Annotated in this window: 20 protein-coding genes; 16 read left to right on the top strand and 4 right to left on the bottom strand. The window is 66.7% G+C overall.

Annotated features, from left to right (window positions below):
• Positions 1-4 precede the first annotated feature (4 nt).
• A complete protein-coding gene (locus Q9246_RS21730) occupies positions 5-2326 on the top strand; it encodes a xanthine dehydrogenase family protein molybdopterin-binding subunit (protein ID WP_306392971.1) in 2322 nt (773 codons plus the stop codon).
• A 15-nt stretch (positions 2327-2341) separates the two neighbouring features.
• On the opposite strand, the gene Q9246_RS21735 is transcribed toward Q9246_RS21730, so the two are convergent.
• From Q9246_RS21735 to Q9246_RS21745, 3 genes are read right to left on the bottom strand one after another with little or no spacing between them, the layout of a single operon-like run.
• Complete coding sequence (locus Q9246_RS21735) at positions 2342-3730, bottom strand: vWA domain-containing protein (protein ID WP_306392972.1); 1389 nt, start codon at positions 3728-3730, stop codon at positions 2342-2344.
• 1 nt (position 3731) lies between these two features.
• Entirely contained in the window at positions 3732-4376 is a 645-nt protein-coding gene (locus Q9246_RS21740) for a TadE/TadG family type IV pilus assembly protein (protein WP_306392974.1), read from the bottom strand.
• Positions 4364-4840 carry a TadE/TadG family type IV pilus assembly protein gene (locus Q9246_RS21745; RefSeq protein ID WP_306392975.1) on the bottom strand — a complete coding sequence of 159 codons (477 nt, stop codon included), beginning with the start codon at positions 4838-4840 and terminating at the stop codon, positions 4364-4366. The genes Q9246_RS21740 and Q9246_RS21745 overlap by 13 nt, the downstream gene beginning before the upstream one ends.
• Positions 4841-4969: 129 nt before the next feature.
• Between Q9246_RS21745 and Q9246_RS21750 the strand changes: the two genes are divergently transcribed.
• The 14 genes from Q9246_RS21750 (at position 4970) to Q9246_RS21815 (ending at position 17381) form a co-directional block, all read left to right on the top strand.
• Positions 4970-6688, top strand: coding sequence for a sensor histidine kinase (locus Q9246_RS21750; protein WP_306392976.1), 1719 nt, complete (start codon positions 4970-4972; stop codon positions 6686-6688).
• A gap of 24 nt (positions 6689-6712) precedes the next feature.
• Positions 6713-7366, top strand: coding sequence for a response regulator (locus Q9246_RS21755; RefSeq protein WP_306392977.1), 654 nt, complete (start codon positions 6713-6715; stop codon positions 7364-7366).
• Between the two features lie 199 nt (positions 7367-7565).
• A complete protein-coding gene (locus Q9246_RS21760) occupies positions 7566-7712 on the top strand; it encodes a hypothetical protein (protein WP_306392979.1) in 147 nt (48 codons plus the stop codon).
• Positions 7713-7747: 35 nt separating this feature from the next.
• A complete protein-coding gene (locus tag Q9246_RS21765; RefSeq protein ID WP_306392981.1) occupies positions 7748-7936 on the top strand; it encodes a Flp family type IVb pilin in 189 nt (62 codons plus the stop codon).
• Positions 7937-8014: 78 nt separating this feature from the next.
• On the top strand, positions 8015-8590 hold the full coding sequence (locus tag Q9246_RS21770) for an A24 family peptidase (RefSeq protein ID WP_306392983.1): 576 nt from the start codon (positions 8015-8017) through the stop codon (positions 8588-8590).
• Positions 8587-9942: an ATP-binding protein gene (locus Q9246_RS21775; protein ID WP_306392984.1), complete on the top strand. Its 1356-nt coding sequence runs from the start codon at positions 8587-8589 to the stop codon at positions 9940-9942. The genes Q9246_RS21770 and Q9246_RS21775 overlap by 4 nt, the downstream gene beginning before the upstream one ends.
• Entirely contained in the window at positions 9935-10783 is an 849-nt protein-coding gene (gene cpaB / locus Q9246_RS21780) for a Flp pilus assembly protein CpaB (protein ID WP_306392985.1), read from the top strand. Before Q9246_RS21775 ends, cpaB begins: the two co-directional genes overlap by 8 nt.
• A gap of 14 nt (positions 10784-10797) precedes the next feature.
• The gene (locus Q9246_RS21785) at positions 10798-12249 is read left to right on the top strand and encodes a type II and III secretion system protein family protein (RefSeq protein ID WP_306392986.1); all 1452 of its coding nucleotides are present in this window, start codon (positions 10798-10800) and stop codon (positions 12247-12249) included.
• 2 nt (positions 12250-12251) lie between these two features.
• Complete coding sequence (locus Q9246_RS21790; RefSeq protein ID WP_306392987.1) at positions 12252-12497, top strand: hypothetical protein; 246 nt, start codon at positions 12252-12254, stop codon at positions 12495-12497.
• Positions 12498-12508: 11 nt separating this feature from the next.
• Positions 12509-13687: a CpaE/TadZ family protein gene (locus Q9246_RS21795; protein ID WP_306392989.1), complete on the top strand. Its 1179-nt coding sequence runs from the start codon at positions 12509-12511 to the stop codon at positions 13685-13687.
• A 16-nt stretch (positions 13688-13703) separates the two neighbouring features.
• Positions 13704-15059, top strand: a complete 1356-nt coding sequence (locus Q9246_RS21800; protein ID WP_422802338.1) for a TadA family conjugal transfer-associated ATPase — start codon at positions 13704-13706, stop codon at positions 15057-15059.
• Positions 15060-15066: 7 nt separating this feature from the next.
• Positions 15067-16041: a type II secretion system F family protein gene (locus Q9246_RS21805; protein ID WP_306392991.1), complete on the top strand. Its 975-nt coding sequence runs from the start codon at positions 15067-15069 to the stop codon at positions 16039-16041.
• 13 nt (positions 16042-16054) lie between these two features.
• A complete protein-coding gene (locus tag Q9246_RS21810) occupies positions 16055-16984 on the top strand; it encodes a type II secretion system F family protein (RefSeq protein WP_306392992.1) in 930 nt (309 codons plus the stop codon).
• A 181-nt stretch (positions 16985-17165) separates the two neighbouring features.
• Positions 17166-17381 carry a hypothetical protein gene (locus Q9246_RS21815; protein WP_306392993.1) on the top strand — a complete coding sequence of 72 codons (216 nt, stop codon included), beginning with the start codon at positions 17166-17168 and terminating at the stop codon, positions 17379-17381.
• 56 nt (positions 17382-17437) lie between these two features.
• Here Q9246_RS21815 and Q9246_RS21820 read toward each other — a convergent pair whose 3' ends face one another.
• A complete protein-coding gene (locus tag Q9246_RS21820; RefSeq protein WP_306392994.1) occupies positions 17438-18508 on the bottom strand; it encodes an AI-2E family transporter in 1071 nt (356 codons plus the stop codon).
• Positions 18509-18767: 259 nt separating this feature from the next.
• Between Q9246_RS21820 and Q9246_RS21825 the strand changes: the two genes are divergently transcribed.
• Positions 18768-19619 (top strand): hypothetical protein, encoded by an 852-nt coding sequence (locus tag Q9246_RS21825; protein ID WP_306392995.1) that lies wholly within the window; start codon positions 18768-18770, stop codon positions 19617-19619.
• Positions 19620-19621 lie beyond the last annotated feature (2 nt).

Here is a 19621-nt window from a genome sequence, read left to right on the forward strand (position 1 = left end):
ATTGATGAAGATCGTGCAGAACATCCAGAAGGCCGGCCAGGCCATCATGCAGAAGGCGATCGTGCATGCGCCCGACCGCTTCATCCCGGGCGGCCGGCCCGATCCGCTGACGTCCAGCGACGACGCGCTGATCGGTGCGCCGCTGTCGCGCATCGATGGCCCGCTGAAAGTGAAAGGCGAAGCGCAGTTCGCGGCCGAGTTCCCGCTCGCCGGGATGACCCATGCGGCGCTGGTGTGCAGCACGGTGGCGAAAGGCCGCATCGCCGCCATCGACAGCACTGCTGCCGAGGCGGCGCCCGGTGTGGTGCTGGTGATGACCCACCGCAACGCGCCGAAGATGGCGCCGCCGGCCGTCATGATGCGCGAGCCGCTGGGGGCGAGCGGCGACGACTTGCCGGTATTCCAGGACGAGCGCGTGCACTGGAACGGCCAGCCGGTGGCGCTGGTGCTGGCCGAGACCCGCGAGCAGGCCGACCATGCCGCCAGCCTGGTGCGGGTGCGCTACGACATTGAAGACAGCGTCACGACCATGGAAGCCGCGCTGGCGGCCGGCGCCGAAGTCGCCGCCTTCATGGGCCAGCCGCTGCAGGACATCAAGGGCGACGCCGAAGCAGCCCTGGCGGCGGCAGCGCACCGGGTCGATGCGGTGTACCGCACGCCGCGCCAGAACCACAATGCGATCGAGCTGCATGCCGTAACCGTCGCCTGGGAAGGCGACACCCTGCAGGTGCATGACGCCAGCCAGGCCGTGGGCAACACGGCGTGGACGCTGGCCCAGGTGTTCGGCATCAAGCCGGAACAGGTGCGCGTGAGCTCGCCCTTCGTGGGCGGCGGCTTCGGCGGCAAGCTGCTGTGGCAGCACCACATCCTCGCCGCGGCCGCGGCCAGGCTGTCCGGGCGGCCGGTGCGCCTGATGCTGTCGCGCGCGGGCGTCTGTCGCCTCGTCGGCGGACGCTCCCTGACCGCGCAGCGGGTCGCCATCGGCGCCGACCGCGACGGCCGTTTCGGCGCGCTGATCCACGCCGGCATGACGGTGATGACCGAACATAACGCCTTCCCCGAGCCGTTCATCCACAACGCGCGCTGCCTGTACGCGGCCCGGACCATGAAGCTCGAGGTCAAGACGGTCACCATGGATATGGTGGCCAACGTCGCCATGCGCGCGCCGGGCGAGTCGGTGGGCTCGTTTGCCCTCGAGAGCGCGGTCGACGAACTCGCCGATCAATTGGGGATCGACCCCATCGTGCTGCGCAGGCGCAACGAGCCGGTGCAAGACCCGACCAAGGGTACCCCGTTCTCGTCGCGCCACCTGATCGAGGCCTACCGCGCCGGGGCCCAGGCCTTCGGCTGGCAGGAACGCCATGCCAAGCCCGGCATGCGGCAGGAAGGAGAATGGCTGGTCGGGCTGGGCTGCGCCAGCGCCGTGTTTCCGTATTATCGGATGGATGGCGGCGCGGCCCGCATCGTCCTCGACCGCGACGGCCATGCCCGGGTGACGGTCGCCGGCCACGAGATGGGGATGGGCACGGCCACGGCCCAGACCCAGCTGTCCGCGGCCCGCCTCGGCCTGCCGCTGGACAAGGTCTCGTTCGGTTATGGCGACTCGACGATGCCGGGCACGGTGATGGCGGGCGGTTCGCAGCAGACGGCGGTGATCGCGGCCGCGGTGCGCGCCGCGCACGGCGAACTATGCGCCGAGCTGCTCAAGCTCGCCGGGCGCGAATCGCCGCTGGCGGGACTGAAGGCCGAGCAGGTGCGGTCGCGCGATGGCGGCCTGTGCAAGTCCGACGACGCCGAGCGCTGGGAAAGCTATGCCGACATCCTGGCCCGCGCGGGACGCGACGAGGTCGACGTCATGGCCGAGGCGCCGGCGGCGCTGGAGAGCCAGCACTGGTCGATGCATTCGTACGGCGCCATCTTCTGCGAGGCGCGGGTCAATGTCGTCACCGGCGAACCGCGCGTCACCCGCCTGCTGGGTTCGTTCGATTGCGGCCGCATCCTCAATCCCAAGACCGCCGCCAGCCAGCTACGGGGCGGGATGATCATGGGCCTGGGCGCGGCGCTGATGGAAGAAACGCATGTCGATGGACGGAACGGCCGCATCGCGAACCCCAGCCTGTCGGAATACCACGTGCCGGCCCACCTCGACGTGCCGCAGGTCGAGGTGATGTGGCTGGACATCCCCGACCCGCATGCGCCGGCGGGAATGCGCGGCATCGGCGAGATCGGCATCACGGGCACCATGGCGGCGATCGCGAACGCGATCTACAACGCCTGCGGCAAGCGGGTGCGGGAGTTGCCGATCACGCTCGACAAGTTGCTATAGCCGCGTCTTATCCGATCACTGCGAAATGCGCAGGATCGCCGAGGCCAGCCGCGAGAAGCAGGGCGTCAGGTCGGCGTCGGTCGCGGCGTAGCAGTACATGCCGACCGGCTGGTTCGGGTTCTGGCAGCGCTTCGGTGCATCGACCGCGTTGGCCATGCACTTGAGGATCATCTCGCCGGTATCGGGGTCGAAGTCGCCCGACGTCTTGAGCTTGGCGCCCATGCCCAGCGTGAACACGACGATGCCCTGGTCGCGCGCGCTGGAGGCGATCGCCTCGGCCAGGTTGCGCGAGGCGCGTTCGACGTTGGTCCGGTAAATCTGGCTGCCGGCGCCGGCGCCGCTGCTGATGTCGCTCGTGACGACGCGCGGGAGCTTGGTGACGAGCGGGATTTCGCGCCGGGCCGGATCATTGGGGTTCTTCGGGTCGTTATGGGCGTTGTACCAGTCCGGCAGCCGTTTCACCGCATAGGCATTGTTGCGGTACAGCCTGCAGCTCTCCTTGATGACGACGTTGTCGCTATCGTCCATCTTGCTCAAGCCGTAGCTTGCGCCGGCCGAGTCCATCGTGCCGGGGATGTCCCTGCCGAGCGTGTCCTTGCAGTCGGTCGCGTTGTTGAAGGTCATGTAAGAGCCGAATGCCGATGGCGCCCCGTCCGAGAAGAATACGATCACGCGCATGGTCGAGCGACTGGCCAGCGGCACCAGGTCGAGCTGTTCGCGCGCATTCCACATACCTTCGACCGACGCCGTGCCGCCAATGAAGGGGAAGCCGTTGATCCTGGTATTCATCGTCGTGCGGTCGAAGCCGCGCGCCGTGGGCTTGATGGGCACGTCGGTTTCGGCCCCGGAGGCGAAATGCACCAGCGCCACCCGGTCCTGCGTGACGTTGAACTTGCTCAGGAAACTCTTGGCCGAGGCGCGCACGGTCGCGGCCGACCCTTCCAGCGAGCCCGAGGTATCGATCACCAGCGCCATGTCCAGGTCGTTGCGGATCGTCTGCGCCTGGGCGACGGGGCTCAGCGACTCGAAGCCCATCACCTGCATGATCGATACCGGCATTTTCGCATCGGCCACGACGTCGATGATCGCCTGGCCGCCCTTGAAGGTCACGTTGGTGCTCAGGATCCTGGGCGCCGACAGCAGGTAGTTGGTGGGTATGTTCGCAAGAAAGAAATCCGCCGCGGCGGTGCGCGCGCTGGCGGTCTGCTCGGCCTGGTTATTGCCGGTCGTGACGGCGCGGGCGCCGGCCAGGGCGGCCGAATCGACGGCCGCGTTCAGGCGCGCCTTGACCAGGTAGGCCAGGCCGGCGTCGATCGCCAGGCCGACCGCGCCGAGCAGCACGAGCATGGAGATGGCCACCATGATGGCGACAGCGCCGCGCTGCCGGTGTAGAAGCGGATGCATATCAGAACACGCTCATGGAATACAGGTCGGGCCCGAACGTGGGCAGGGCGTCCTTGCGGAAGGTGAAGGCATTGACCAGCATGTCGAACTTGTAGAAGGTTTCTACGACGTACACGATCTCGCCATCGTCGAGTTTGCCGGTCAGCACTTGCGCGGCCGGGCGCGAGGTGCTGCTGATGCCGGTGCACTTGCCGGCGCTGTTCCACGAGCCGCAGGCATAAATGCGGCTGGCCGGCTGGTAGCTGCTCTTGCGGGCGCCCAGTCCGCGCGCGACGTCGTCCCAGCGGTACTGGTCGAGCACCACGCTGCGCGTCCCGCCGGTGCCGGGCACGCCCATCACCCGGGTGATGTACATCATGCCCTGCTGGTTGACGTTCAGGGGCGGCGCGCTCGACATGACCGCATAGATGATGTCCTGGCTGCCGTCCTCCAGGTCGGTGCCGCCGCGCGACGCCAGGTTGGCGCCCTCGCGCGCGATATTGGTCATGATGATGTTCGCTTGCAGGGCGCGCGCGCCGTCGATGGCGCACAGGGCCAGGATCACCAGCATCGGCATCAGTAAGGCGAGCTCGACCGCTGCAAGGCCGCGCTCCCGGCCCCGTCTTTTATGTAAAGTAGCGACTGCGCCGTCAGTCATGTCTTGCATGATTGGAAAATTTCGTTGCGCATCGTGGCGGCCACCGTGAAGCGGTAGACGCCATTGGTGAAGAAGCTCGACAGCATGGGCGTGCTGACGGGCCAGCTGGAGTCGAGCTGGATCACCAGGATGTCTCCCGCGGCGCCGAACATCGCATTGCCGTAGGTCTTCGTGGAATATTGGGTGCCGTTGACCGAAATGACGGGCGCCGTCCGGTCGTACATGCCCATGGAACTATCGCGAATCTTGGCGATGACGGTGTTGAAACGCTGCTGGTTGGCCGCCCCGGACTCGGAGCAGCGGCCCGTGATGGCGAAGCGTCCGCCCTCGCGTACGGCATACTGCATGGTGAGCGTCGCGAAGAACATCATGCTCAGTTCAATGATGGCAATCAGCACCAGCAGGAATACCGGCGCGATGATCGCCATCTCGACGAGTGTGGCGCCGGATTGACGGCGAGGGATGGAATACATCGTTAATCAGGCAATTTTACGGAAAGTGACAGATGGCATGCGGTAAGCTTCGGGGGATTCTACAGGGCAAAAATCATTTCCCGTGTCGCTTTTAAAAATGATTCAACGCCTTTGTCGGCGCCACACAACATGACTTGGTTAGCTAGCATCGTTCCATCCTTCCTGCGGCCAGCCGCATCCAGCGGCAACGCGCCAGCCACCGGCCAGCGCGTCGCCTCGGCCGACGCCGAGGTGTGGATGGTGTTCGGCATGCGCGTGCTGCTGGCGGTGTCGGCGCTGCTCACGCTGTACATCGGCGCCGGCGGCGTCACCCTGTCGCGCCACTGGACCTGGCTGGTCTTCGCCGCCTATGCGCTGCACAGCCTGACCCTGCTGGTGATCGCCTGCTACCGGGCCGGCTTCTGGCATGGCCCACGGGTGTACTGGATCGACATCGCCTGGTATGGCCTGATCATCTGGGCCAGCGGCGGCACCGCCAGTCCCTTCTTCTCGTTCTTCTTCTTCGCCATCCTGGCCACCTCGTTCCGGCACGGTTTCGATGCCGGCGCCAAGCTGACCCTCGGCTCGGTCGGCGTGGTGGCGGTCTCGGTGCTGGCGGCCCAGGGGCTGGCGACGCTGCAGATCCTGCTGCTGCGCGCGACCTTCGTGCTGGCGCTGGGCTATATGGTCGCGTTCTGGGGCGGACTGGCGGTCGACCAGCGCCGGCGCCTGGCGCTGCTGCGCGACGTCAGCCGCCTGTCGAATCCGCGCTTCGGGGTGCAGCATACGCTCGATTCGCTAATGGACAAGATCCTGCGCTTCTACGGCGCGGACAACTGCGTGCTGCTGATGAAGGACAGCCATGAACGCTGGACCATGAGCACGGCCCACCATCCGAGAACCGGCCGCGCGATCGGCCGCAGCCGGCCCGATGCCGACGACATCCAGCCGCTGCTCGATCTCGAGAGCGGCGCCATCCTGTACCAGGCGCCACCACGCCACTTCGGCCTGTTCACCCTTGGTCCGGCCACCGCCGTGCGGCTGGAGACCGGCAAGCGCGACTGGCGCCAGGCCGATGCCGCTGCCTGCGGCCACGTGGCCGACCTGCTCGACAGCGAGGGCTTCATCAGCGTGTCGCTGCCGCTGCGCAAGGGCGCCGGCCGCATCTTCGTGAGCGGCGCGCGCTTCAAGCGGGGCGACGCCAGCTTCCTGAAGCACATCGTGCAGCAGGCCTTTCCGGTCATCGAGACCATCGACCTGCTCGACCGTTTGGCCTCCGAGGCCGCCTTCCGCGAGCGCCAGACCATTGCGCGCGACCTGCATGACAGCACGATCCAGCCCTACATCGGCCTGCGCCACGCGGTGGCGGCGATCCGCAACCAGGCCGGTGACGACAGCCCGGTGACGCCCGAACTCGACCGCCTGGTGGACATGTGTTCGGGCGTGATCGGCGACATGCGCGACTTCGCCCAGCGTTTTCGCAGCGGGCGCCAGGAGGAGCCAGAACTGTTGATCGCCTTGCGCCGCCAGCTGCGGCAGGTCGAATCGTTCTATGGCGTCGACGTGATGCTGGAAATGCATGCCGGCAGCGCGATCAACGACCGTATGGCGGCCGAGGTGTTTCAGATCGTCACCGAGGGCATCAGCAATATCTGCAAGCATACCCGCGCCCGCACGGCCGGCGTGGTGGTCGAAGAGGAGGGCGGCGCACTCTCCATCGATATCTTCAACCCGGCGGCCGTGCCCGGGCAGGCGCCGGCGCCATTCGTGCCCCGTTCGATCGCCGAGCGGGTCCAGGGGCTGGGCGGCCAGTTTGAGGTCGAGGCCGACGGCCGCCAGACCCTGCTGCGCATCCGTATTCCGATTTGAGAATGACAAGATTTTAGGAGAGAAATGACCATTCGCATCTTGCTGGTCGACGACCATAAAACCATGCTGTGGGGCCTTGAGCGCCTGATCCAGGCCGAGGGCGACGCGTTCGAGCTGGTCGGTAGCGCCAGCGACGGCATCCAGGCCACTGCCCTGTGCGCCGAGTTCAAGCCCGATATCGTGCTGCTCGACCTCGACCTGAAGGGCAGCAGCTCGATCGATTTCCTGCCGGCCCTGGTGGAAAACGGCTGCACCCGGGTTGTGATCCTGAGCGCCAACCGCGACCAGGCGACACTGGCGGCCGCGGTCAAGGCTGGCGCGCGCGGCGTGGTCAGCAAGGAAGCGCCGACCGACGACGTCCTGATGGCGGTGAAGAAAGTTCATGGCGGCGAGCTGTGGCTCGACCAATCGTTGATGCAGGCATTGCTGGGCCAACTGGTGGCGCCGGCGCCCAAGGCCGATCCCGAGGCCGGGCGCATCGCCTCGCTCACGGCGCGCGAGCGCGAGGTGATCGGCATGATCGTGCAGGGCAAAGGCGCCCTCAACAAGGACCTGGCCGAGCGCGCCTTCATCTCGGAGCGCACGCTGCGTAACCACCTGACCACCATTTACCAGAAGCTGGACGTGGCCAACCGCCTCGAACTCTACGTCTACGCCACCAAGCACGGCATCTCCTGAGCCAGCACTCCGCGACCACCCCCCCTGTAAGCCCCCTCCCACAAGGCGTCTAGGACATATGTCCTAGACCGCCACGGCAATACCTCCCCCTCAAAAAGGTAGTTTTGACGGATGGCAACAAACCGGCCGATCCGTAAGATTCAACTCATGCGCTGCGTATCGCTTCACACGGTACGGCGGCAAGAGGACAGGAGCGAACGTGTACGAAATCGATCAGAAGCGGGAAGACAATCCGGAGCAGCAGTATGAAAGAAGCGGCAGCCCGGCGATGTCGTACCTGGTCCTGAGCGTCCTGCTCGCAGTCGTCTGTTTCATCGCGGCGATGGCCGTGTGGACGAGCGCATGAAGCCCAACCCATTTAAAACCCTGAAAGGAAATACCATGAACTTCATCGCTAACCTGATCAAAGAAGAAGACGGCGTCACCGCAATCGAGTACGCACTGATTGCCTCGCTGATCGCCGGCGTCATCATTGCCGCAGTCAGCCTGCTGGGCGGCAACATCAGCACCCTGTTCAGCACCCTGGCAGCGCGTGTCTCGGCCAAGGCCCCGACCGCCACCACCCCGTAATCCCGCTGTAGCCGCCGCACGCGGCCTTACTTCCGGCACTGATCGTTCGTGCCGGATTTTTTTTGCCCGGAGCCCATCTTGACAAGCCTGCCACTCCTGCTGCTGTTTGCACTACTTGGCGCCGCCGTCTGGCACGACGTGCGCGCGCGCCGCATCCCGAATGCCATCGTGTTCCCTGGCATGCTGGCTGCGTTCGCGCTGCACGCGCTGCTGCCGGCGGGGCAGGGCCTGTTCGGCGCGGAGCCGGGCGGGCTGGGACTGCTGCAGTCGCTCTGCGGCTGGGGCCTGGGCCTGGCGCTGCTGCTGCCGATGTATGCGCTGCGCCTGATGGGCGCCGGCGACGTCAAGCTGCTGGCGATGGTCGGCGCTTTTGTCGGCGCGGGCCAGATCCTGACGGTCGGCATGTTCACCCTGGTGGCCGGCGGCGTGCTGGCGCTGGCCTTCGCGGCGTGGCAGGGCAGCCTGCGGCGCCTGGTGGCCAATGCCTACCACATGGCCATGCACACGACTTTCTCGGCGCTGGCCGGCAGCATCGCCGCGCCGGTGACGCCGCCCGAAGCCGCCAGCGGCCGCCTGCCGTACGCGGTGGCGATCGCAGTGGCGAGCGTCGGCTGCGTGCTGTGGATCCGCGTGCACGGGGAGCTGCCGCTGTGAGCAACGCCCTGCTGGCCCCGGCCAACGCCCGCGCCCCGCGCACGGTGGACGATACCGGCCTGCCGTTCCTGTTCCTGGCCGAGCTGATCTCGAAGGTGCTCTACCAGCGCGGCCAGCTGCGCCTGGCGGAACTGGCGCTGCACCTGAAACTCAACGTCAGCGTCATCGATCCGCTGGTCGCCTTCCTGCGCGCCGAAAAGCTGTGCGAGATCGCGCGCGTCGGCACCAGCGGCACCGATGCCGACCTGTCGTACATCCTGACCGACGCCGGCCGCGCGCGCGCCGCCAACGCCGTCGGCCGCAACGCCTATGCCGGCCCGGCGCCGGTGACGCTGGCCGCCTACACCGCCCAGGTGAAAGCCCAAAGCGTGGCGGCGATGCAGGTCACGCGCCAGGCCATGGCGGCCGCCTTCGATGGCATCGTGGTCAATCCGCTGGTGCTCGACCAGTTGGGCGCGGCGATGAACTCTAGCCGCGCCATCTTCTTGCACGGCCAAGCCGGCAGCGGCAAGACCTACCTGGCCGAGCGCCTGCGCGACCTGCTGGTCGGGACGATCTCGGTGCCGTATGCGCTGATGGTGGACGGCGAAGTGATCCCGTTTTTCGACGCCGTGCAGCACGTGGTGGCCGACGAGGGCATCGCCTCGGCGAATGGCCTGGACCGTGGCAGTGCGCCGGACGCGCGCTGGGTGCGCGGTGTGCGCCGTCCGGCGGCACTGGCCGGCGGCGAACTGACGCTGGACATGCTGGACCTGCGCTTCGATCCGCACACCCGCCTGTACCAGGCGCCGCCGCACCTGAAGTCGAACAACGGCATCTTCATCATCGACGACCTGGGGCGCCAGCGCTGCACCCCGGAAGCGCTGATGAACCGCTGGATCGTGCCGATGGACCGCAACGTCGACTATTTGACGCTGCACACCGGCCACAGCTTCCAGATCCCGTTCGACGTGATCGTTGTGTTCTCGTCGAACTTCGTGCCGCAACGCCTGTCGGATGGCGCTTTTCTCCGCCGCCTTGGCTACAAGATCGAGGTGCCGGCGGCGTCCAGCGCCGAGTATGCGACGTTGTTCCGCCAGGCCTGCGCCGGCATCGGCGTGGAATTCGATGCCGCGGTGTTCGACTACCTGCTGGCGCGCCACGGCGAGCGCAAGGTGCCGCTGCTGGCCTGCTACCCGCGCGACCTGATGCGCCAGCTGCGCGACCTGGCGCGCTACGAGGAGCGCCGTCCCGAACTGTCCCGTCGCACCATCGACTGGGCCTGGGACAACTATTTCGCCGCCGGCGCCCCCGGCCGGCCTTTGGAGACTGAACGCCGCGACCGCGGCACCATGGAGTACAGCAATGCGTAATTCGAAAGCGATCCTGATCATCGGCGTGGCCCTGGTGCTGGCGCTGGGCGCCGTCGTGATGGCCGCCAAGTGGATGGGCGAACAAGGCCCGGCCGGCACCCGCGTGGTGGTGGCGGTGGCGAACATCAACCAGGGTTCGCGCCTGGCGCCGACCAGCCTGCAACTGGCCGACTGGCCCGCGACCTCGGTTCCCCCCGGCGCGGTTACCGACATCAAGGCGCTCGAAGGCCGCATCGCCCGCAGCGAGATCCTGGTCGGCGAGCCGATCCTCGAATCGAAGCTGGCCCCGAAAGGCACGCTGGGCGGCCTGTCGTCGGTGGTCACCGCCGGCAAGCGCGCCATGACGGTGCGCGTCAACGACGTGGTGGGTGTGGCGGGCTTCGCGCTGCCGGGCAATTACGTCGACATCCTGGTCAACCTGCAGGCGACCGGCAGCGACCTGGCCGCCTCGCCATCGATCTCGAAGATCGTGCTGGAGCGGATCCTGGTGCTGGCCGTGGCCCAGGAATCGGCGGTCGACGACAGCAAGCCGCGCGTAGTGAACGCCGTGACCCTGGAGCTGACCCCGGAACAGGTCGAGAAGCTCGACCTGGCGCGCTCGATCGGCGAACTGTCGCTGGTACTGCGCAACCAGATCGATCCGCAGCCGGCCGCCACCAGCGGCGCCACCCGCGAGTCGGTGCTGGGCCTGCCGGAACGCGCGGCCGCCCAGCCCCAGCCGGCCCCCGAAGTCATCCACGAGCCGGCGCCGCGTGCGGCCGCCCCGGCGCGCCAGGGCGCCCCGCGCACCGACGGCGTGCTCGTGATCCGCGGCCTGGACGCCGCTTCGCAAAGCTTTTGATTGAAGACCCCATCATGAATCCATCGTTCGACAAGACCCTGCTGGCCATGAGCCTGACCCTTGCACTGGCCATGCTTTCCGGCTCGGCTTCGGCCGCTGACTGCATCGACCTGCGCAGCGACACCAGCCCGCGCCTGGAACTGGTGCGCGGCAAATCGGTCATCAAGCGTTTCTGCACCCCGGCCAGCCAGGTCACGGTGGGCGACCCGAACGTCGCCAACGTGGTGGTCCCGAATTCGGGTGAGGTCGTGATCGTGGCGCGCAGCGTCGGCACCACCAACCTGATCGTGTCGAACCGCGACAAGAAGTCGACCGTCATCGACATCGCCGTCGGTATCGACACCGCCGCGCTGCGCAGCCAGTTCGATGCGCTGTTCCCGCAAGAGAAGGACATCCGCATCGGCAGCAGCGGCAACGCCCTGATCCTGTCGGGCATGGTGAGCGACGCCGTCGTCGCCAGCCAGCTGATGGAACTGGCCGGCGCCTTCCAGGCCGCGGCGTCCGCCGGCGCCGAAGGCGGTGCCGGCGCGGGCAGCCCGTCGCCGGCCGGCGTCGGCGCTCCGCCGGCCGCGGCTGGCGCCGGTGCTGCCGCAGGAGCGCCTGCGACCGGTCCCAAGGTGCTCAATATGCTGTCGGTGGCGGCACCGCAGCAGGTGATGCTCGAGGTGAAGATCGCCGAAGTGTCGAAGTCGCTGGTCGACCAGCTGGGCGCCAAGGCCGGCTATACCAAGACCAATGGCAGCTGGACCTATGGCGTGGTCTCGAGCCTGCTCAGCGGCGGCGCCGGCAGCATCGGCGGCGTCGGCAGCGGCATCAAGGAACTGACGATCGACGGCGAGAAGCGCGACGGCCTGGTCAAGATCCTGGCCGAGCCGAACGTGATGGCCGTCAGCGGCCAGGAAGCGAGCTTCCTCGCCGGCGGCAAGATCTTCATCCCGGTCGCGCAGTCGAGCGGCACCGGCACCCCGACCATCACTCTCGAAGAGAAGGAATACGGCGTGGCCGTGAAATTCATGCCGACCGTGCTGGCCGGCGGCCGTATCAACCTGCGCGTGGCGCCGGAAGTGTCGGAACTGAACCGCGAAGGCATCGGCATCGCCGCCGGCAACGGCAGCGCGACCGCGATCCTGCCGTCGTTCACCACCCGCCGCGCCTCGACCACGGTGCAGCTGCTGGACGGCCAGAGCTTCGCCATCGGTGGCCTGATCCGCAACAACGTGACCAGCAATATCAAGCGCTTCCCCTTCCTGGGCGAGGTGCCGGTGCTGGGCACGCTGTTCCGCAGCAGCGACTTCCAGAACGACCGCACCGAGCTGGTGTTCATCGTGACGCCGCGCCTGGCCAAGCCGATGGAAGCCGTGCCGGCGCTGCCGACCGACCATTACGTGCAGCCGACCCGCGCCGAGTTCCTGCTGGGCGGCCAGCACGAAGGTAAACCTGCCGCCGCCGCCACGTCGAAGGAGTAATCATGAACACCACCATCCGCGCCAGCCTGCTGGCATCCCTGACGCTCCTGGCCGGCTGCGCCACCGAAGGCCCGGCCACCAACGGCGACAGCGTGCGCGCCATGTTCGCCGCGCAGACCGCGGCGCCGCAGCCGCGCGTGGAGCAGGGTAGCGACGCCCGCGCCGCCGTCTCGGCCTATGTCAACTACCAGGGTACCTACGCTAACCCGACGGCCCAGGCCGACGGCGGCGCGTTCGGCGGCAAATAAGAGAAACGACCATGAAGATCGCAGTCCTTTCGCGCGACGAGCGCCACCTGATCGAGCTGTCGCGCCAGTTGCGCGCCCGTCCCGGCAGCGACGAAGTCGACATGATCGCCGGCACCGCCGCGCGCCTGTCGACCATGGCCGACGAAGCCGTGCCCGACCTTTTGATCGTCGATGCCCCGCGTGCCGACGAAGGTGAACTCGACCAGCTCGAGCGCCTGGGCCACCTGTTCCCGCGCATGGCCTTCATCGTGCTGTCCGAAGACCTGTCGCAGGACTTCCTGCTGCGCGCGATGCGCGCCGGCGTGCGCGAAGTGCTGGCGGCGCGTCCGCAGCCGGCCGACCTGGTCGCCGCGGTCGACCACGTGGCCGAGAAACTGGGCAGCCAGGGCGCGGCCCAGGGCCGGGTGCTGGCCTTCATCTCGTGCAAGGGCGGCAGCGGCGCGACCTTCCTGGCGACCAACCTGGCTTACGCGCTGAGCGCCGGCGGCGCCAAGCGCGTGGCCCTGATCGACATGAACCTGCAGTTCGGCGACGCTTCGCTGTTCGTCTCGGACAACAAGCCGCTGGCCACCCTGTCCGATGTCGCGACCCAGATCCACCGCCTGGACCCGTCCTTCCTGTCCTCGAGCATGGTCGCCGTCACGCCGAACTTCAGCGTGCTGGCCGCACCGTCCGATCCGGCCCACGCCAGCGACGTCAAGCCCGAGCACATCGACGCCATCATCAAGCTGGCGCGCCGCCAGTACGACTTCGTCGTGCTCGACGTCGGCCGCAGCCTGGACCCGGTCAGCGTGCGCGCGCTGGACCATGCCGACACCATCTATCCGGTCCTGCAGACTACCTTGCCGTATATCCGTGACGGCAAGCGCCTGTTGACGGTGTTCCGCAACCTGGAGTACGGCAGCGACAAGGTCGAGCTGATCGTCAACCGCCACGACAATAACAGCGACATCCGCATGAAGGACCTGGAAGAGGCGTTCGACACCACGCACCTGCGCACGATGCCGAATCACTACGACGCCGCCGCCAAGTCGGTCAACCAGGGCGTGCCGATCACGCGTCTGGCGCCGGACAGCCAGCTGAGCGCGGCCTTGATGACGATGGCGCGCGGCCTGACCGGCGAAGCCGCGCCTGTGCAGGGCGCGGGACTGATGGCGCGCCTGTTCAAGCGCCGCAAGACCGACGTATAAATAGGGAAAGCCCGAGATGAACATGCTTCCACCATCCTCGCTGCGCGAGCGCCTTGCCAGCGGCAGCGCCGCGCCGAAGCCGGTCGCCCAGCGCGCCGGTCCAATCGACAACCGCGCCTACCACCAGTTGAAGGCCCGCATCCACGAGGCGCTGCTCGACCGCGTCGACCTGGAAAGCATGCAGCGCCTGAACCAGGACCAGATCCGCCAGGAGCTGCGCCTGCTGGTCGAGCGCCTGCTCGAAGAAGAGATGGTCGTCATCAACGACGCCGAGCGCAAGACCCTGACCCGCGATATCCAGAACGAGATGCTGGGCTTCGGTCCGCTCGAGCCGCTGCTGGCAGATCCAAGCGTGTCGGATATCCTGGTCAATACGCATAAACAGGTGTACGTCGAGCGGCGCGGCAAGCTGGAGCTGACCGACGTCACCTTCACCGACGACGCCCACCTGATGAAGATCATCGACAAGATCGTCTCGCGCGTGGGCCGCCGCATCGACGAATCGAGCCCGATGGTCGACGCGCGCCTGCCGGACGGCTCGCGCGTGAACGCGATCATCCCGCCGCTGGCGATCGACGGCCCGGTGATGTCGATCCGCCGCTTCAGTGCCGACCCGCTGCGCCTGGCCGACCTGGTCTCCTACGGCAGCATGACGGCCGACATGGCCGAGGTGCTGCAGGGCCTGGGCAAGGCCAAGGTCAATATCCTGATCTCGGGCGGCACCGGCAGCGGCAAGACCACCATGCTGAACGTGATCTCGGGCTTCATCAGCCACTATGAGCGCGTGGTGACGGTCGAAGACGCGGCCGAGCTGCAGCTGCAGCAGCCGCACGTCGTGCGCCTGGAAACCCGTCCGGCGAACATCGAGGGCAAGGGCGAAGTGAGCCAGCGCGCGCTGGTCAAGAACGCGCTGCGGATGCGCCCCGACCGCATCATCCTGGGCGAGGTGCGCGGCGAAGAGGCGATGGACATGCTGGGCGCCATGAACACCGGCCACGAAGGCTCGATGGCGACTATCCACGCCAACACCCCGCGCGACGCCCTGACTCGCCTGGAAAATATGATCAGCATGGCGGCGCCGAACCTGCCCCCAAAAGCCATGCGCCAGCAGATCGCGTCTGCGGTGGGCGTGGTGGTGCAGGTATCGCGCCTGACCGACGGCAAGCGCAAGGTGCTGTCGATCTCGGAAGTGACGGGCATGGAGGGTGAAGTCATCACGATGCAGGAGATCTTCACGTTCCGCCAGACCGGCGTGGCCGACGACGGCGCCGTGATCGGCCATTCGACCGCCACCGGCGTGCGCCCGCACTTCGCCGAGCGCCTGCGCACCTTCGGCGTGAACCTGGCGCCGCACATCTTCGAGCCGCGCTGAGCCCCCCATGGACACCACTTTCATCCTGTTCGTCCTGATGCTGTTCGCGGCCGTGGTGCTGCTGGTGTGGGGCGTGGTCGCCGTCTGGCAGGCCAGCCGCGACCCCGAGGCCGAGCGCATCGCGCGCCGCCTGCGCGGCGTGATCAGGAGCGACACGCGCCAGGAAGACGTCACCATCACCAAGGACCGCCGGCTGTCCGACAACCCCGAGCTCGAGCCGCTGCTGCGCCGCCTGCCGGGCGCCCGTCGCCTGGACCGGATGCTGATGCAGGCCGGCAGCGCGCAACTGGTGGCCTCGCTGCTGGCGGTGTGCGCGGCCTGTTTCGGCGCCGGCCTGGTGGTGGCGCTGGTGCTGCGCCTGCCGCTGCCGGCGCTGCTCGGCTGCGCGCTGGGCGCGGCCGCTCTTCCCCTGCTGCGCCTGGTGCGCGCGCGCGACGCGCGCATGGTGCGCTTCGAGCGCCAGCTGCCCGAGGCCTTGGACATGATGAGCCGCGCGATGCGCGCCGGCCACGCCTTCCCGACCGCGCTGAAACTGGTGGCCGACGAAGTGGCGGCGCCGCTGGGCGAGGAATTCAAGATCGCGTTCGACGAGGTGAATTTCGGCGTGTCGATGGCCGACGCCCTGAACAACCTGGCGCAGCGCGTGCCGAGCATGGACCTGCAGTATTTCGTGGTCGCGGTGCTGATCCAGCGCGAGAGCGGCGGCAACCTGACCGAGCTCCTGACCTCGATCTCCAACATCATCCGCGACCGCCAGAAGCTGGCCGGCCAGGTGCGGGTGCTGTCGGCCGAAGGCCGCATCTCGGCCTGGGTGCTGTGCCTGCTGCCCTTTGGCGCCGGCGCGATGATGTACGCGGTGAACCCGGAAACGATGGGTGTGCTGATCAACGACCCGGTGGGCCGCCAGCTGAGCGGCGCGGCGCTGGGCATGATGGCGTTCGGGGTGCTGGCGATCCGCAAGATCGTGCGCATCCGCATGTAACAAGGACAATCCAATGACAATGCCTCAAATCCTGATGCTGGCGGCGATGTTCGTGCTGGTCTTCGGCGTGGCCGTGGGCGCCATGCTGCTGCTCACGCGCGACCCGGTCAAGGCGCGCCTGGTAGCGCTCGACGAGCGCGACTCCCCACGGACCGCGCGCAGCGACGGCTGGCGCGAGCGCCTGGCGCGCCTGGCCGAGCCGCTGGCCAAACTGTCGGTCCCGGCCGACGGCTGGGAGACTTCGCCGGTGCGCCTGCGCTTCATCAACGCCGGCTGGCGCTCACCGTCGGTGCCGGGCCTGTTCCACGCCGGTAAGACGGCCTTGACGATCGGCCTGCCGCTGCTGGTGTATATCGCGCTGCCGCACGATAACGAGCGTCCGCTGGTGCTGACTTTCCTGTTCCTGGTCGGCTCGGCCGCGATCGGCTACTACGTGCCGGACATCGCGCTCAAGCGCCGCATCGCCAATCGCCAGCGCGAGATCTTCGAGAGCTTCCCGGACGCGCTGGACCTGATGACGGTGTGCGTGGAGGCGGGCCTGGCGATGGACGCCGCGCTGGCGCGGGTGGGCAACGAGATCGGGCTGAAAAGCCCGGTGCTGGCCGAGGAACTGCAGCTGGTGACGCTGGAACTGCGCGCCGGCAGCAGCAAGGAAAAGGCGCTGCGCAACCTGGCGCTGCGCACCGGCGTCGAGGACGTCGATGCGCTGGCCAAGATGCTGATCCAGGCCGAGCGCTTCGGCACCAGCGTCGGCACCGCGCTGCGCGTGCAATCGGACCAGTTGCGAACGCGCCGGCGCCAGCTGATCGAGGAGAAGGCGGCCAAAATCGCGACCAAATTGCTGTTTCCGCTGATCTTCTGCATCTTCCCGGCGCTGCTGGTGGTGTTGCTGGGGCCGGCGGTGTTGCAGATCATGCGGTCGGTGATGACGGTCGCGACGTGATCTGGAACACAAGGTGTTGGTCGGCTTTCATGGGGCGATGACCGCCATACAGGAAACGTATGACTGAAGACATTCTGAGATAGTTGATTCGTGAATGACGAACATCATGAATCGCAATTTGATTTCTATCTTGGAGAGCCCATACTGGAGTCATACCAGATCACACACGAAAGAGAACATCATGTCCACCCTGTCGCTCCGCCCAACCTTCGCTGCCCAACTGTCGGCCTTCGCCACCACCCTCGCGAACTTCGTGCGTGCGAAAGCGGCTCCAGTCTCGGTCGCACGCAGCGCCGATGCCGGCGACGTCTGGGCCCTGTACCGCATGACCCGCGGCGCCGATGCCGTCTCGCCTGCCGTTGCCCGCCGCCTGGAAGCGCACGCGCAGACGAACTAAGCCGCCTTCCTGCAAGTGCCTGGAATAAACGCCCTGCCTCGAGCAGGGCGTTTTGCTTACTGGGTCTCGGCCGGCTCGTGGAATTCGTCGGCGCGCGAGAAGAGGTCCCAGGCTGCGATGAACAGCGCAGCGATCACCGGCCCGATGACGAAGCCGTTGAGGCCAAACAGCGCCATCCCGCCCAGGGTCGACAGCAGGATCACGTAGTCGGGCAGCTTAGTGTCCTTGCCGACCAGGATCGGGCGCAGGATGTTGTCGACCAGGCCAATCACCAGCACTCCGTAGGCGGCAAGCACGATGCCTTGCCAGATATCGCCGGTCGCCAGGAAGTAGATCGCCACCGGCCCCCATACCAGCGCCGCGCCGACTGCCGGCAGCAGCGACAGGAAGGCCATCACCACGCCCCACAGCAGGGCGCCGCTGACGTCCAGCAGCCAGAAGATCAGGCCGCCAAGCGCGCCTTGCGCCATCGCGACCAGCACATTGCCCTTGACCGTGGCGCGGATCACGGTCGTGAAGTTCTGGAACAGGCGTCCCTTGTATTCCACGGACAGCGGCACCGCGCGCTGGATGCGCGCCGCCAGGATGCGGCCGTCGCGCAGCAGGAAGAACAGCAGGTACAGCATGATGGTCATGCTGACCACGAAGTCGAGCGTGTTGCGGCCGATGTTGAGCGCGTAGTGGGCCGTGGCCTGGCTGATCTGGGCCGCGCCCTGGGTGATCTTTTCTTGCAGCGACGCCAGGTTGGTCAGTTCGAAGCGCTCGAGCAGGGAAATCGCCCAATCGGGCAGGGCGCGGATCACCAGGTTGAAGTAAGAAGCGAAATTGACTTCGCCGGAGCTGACCCGGGCGTAGATGGCGGTGACTTCGTTGACCAGCGAGGCCGTGATGAGGGCCAGCGGCAGCAGCACCATCAGAATGATCACGAGCAGCGACAACAGGGCCGAGACAGTCGGCTTGCCTTTGGTTGCGCGCAGCAGGCGGGTCTGCAGCGGCGCAAAGATGATGGCGAACACCACGCCCCAGAACACCGCGCCCGAATAGGGCAGCAGGATCCAGATGAAAGCGATGGTGACGATCGCCAGTAACAGGAGGAAGGAGTTCTGCGGCAGTGTGTATTGCTTCATCGGCGAGAAAGAGGGCGGGGTGGTAAATGGATTAATGTTTCCAGATCATAAACCATGGCAATGCCGGTACGTCTGTCCTTTTTCACGGCGCGGTACGGCATCTAACAGATGCTTTGACTTTTCAACATATGTCGCTTGCTGACCACAGAGTCAATTCAATCGTGCGCATTGTTTAAATGACATCTTGCGATAATAAATTGTTGCCGCGTCAAGACACAGTCTGGCGGGCACTTGAACAACATTTTTTATCGGAGCCACCATGTCCCGTTACGCACCGCGCGCCTTTCCGTCCCGTACCACCATCGTCACCGCCCTGAAGGGCGCCATCCTGCTCGGCGCGGCAAGCGCCGGCATGGCCCAGGCCCAGCAGTCGCCGGCCCTCGACCGCATGAGCATTTCGGCCGGCGCATTCTACGCCGAGCCAAAAATCCACCTGGGCGGCGACACCAACTACGGCCGGATCGATACCCCGGATGAGAAGATCGACGACGTTACCCTGCCGCGCGTGAAGGCCGAACTGCTGATCGGCGACAGCCACGGCCTGTCGTTCGACTACTTCCGCTTCGACGAAGACTGGGCCGGCACCGCCAGCGGCGACACCGTCTACGAAGGCCGTCCGGTGAGCGGCACCATCAGCGCCGACGCCGACCTGCGCCTCGAGATGGCGCGCTTCTCGTATAAATGGTGGCTGGGCAAGGAAAAGAATGCCTTCGGCATCGGCCTGGGCGCCGCCTACCTGCGCGCCAAGATCTCCGGTTCGGTCGACGCCAACCTGAGCGCGTCGAACCCGGTCGAGAATTATTCGTGGAGCGGTTCGGCATCGGGCAGCGACAGCGTCTGGGCCCCGACCGTCGAACTCGCATGGCGTCATTCGCTGAACGAGCAATGGCGCCTGTACGCTGAAGCCTCGGGCATCAAGAAGAATGGCGGCACGGTCGAAGGCCATGTCTGGAACGGCTCGGTGGGCGTCGAATGGTTCCCGCACAAGAACGTCGGCCTGGTGCTCGACTACAACGTCCAGAAGATCGACCTGCACCGCAATGGCGACCGCACGGCCGACCTCGACCTGAAACTGAAGGGACCGTCGGCCTTCGTCAAGGTCCGCTTCTGACC

This window comes from Telluria beijingensis (genome assembly GCF_030770395.1).
Lineage (GTDB): Bacteria > Pseudomonadota > Gammaproteobacteria > Burkholderiales > Burkholderiaceae_D > Telluria > Telluria beijingensis.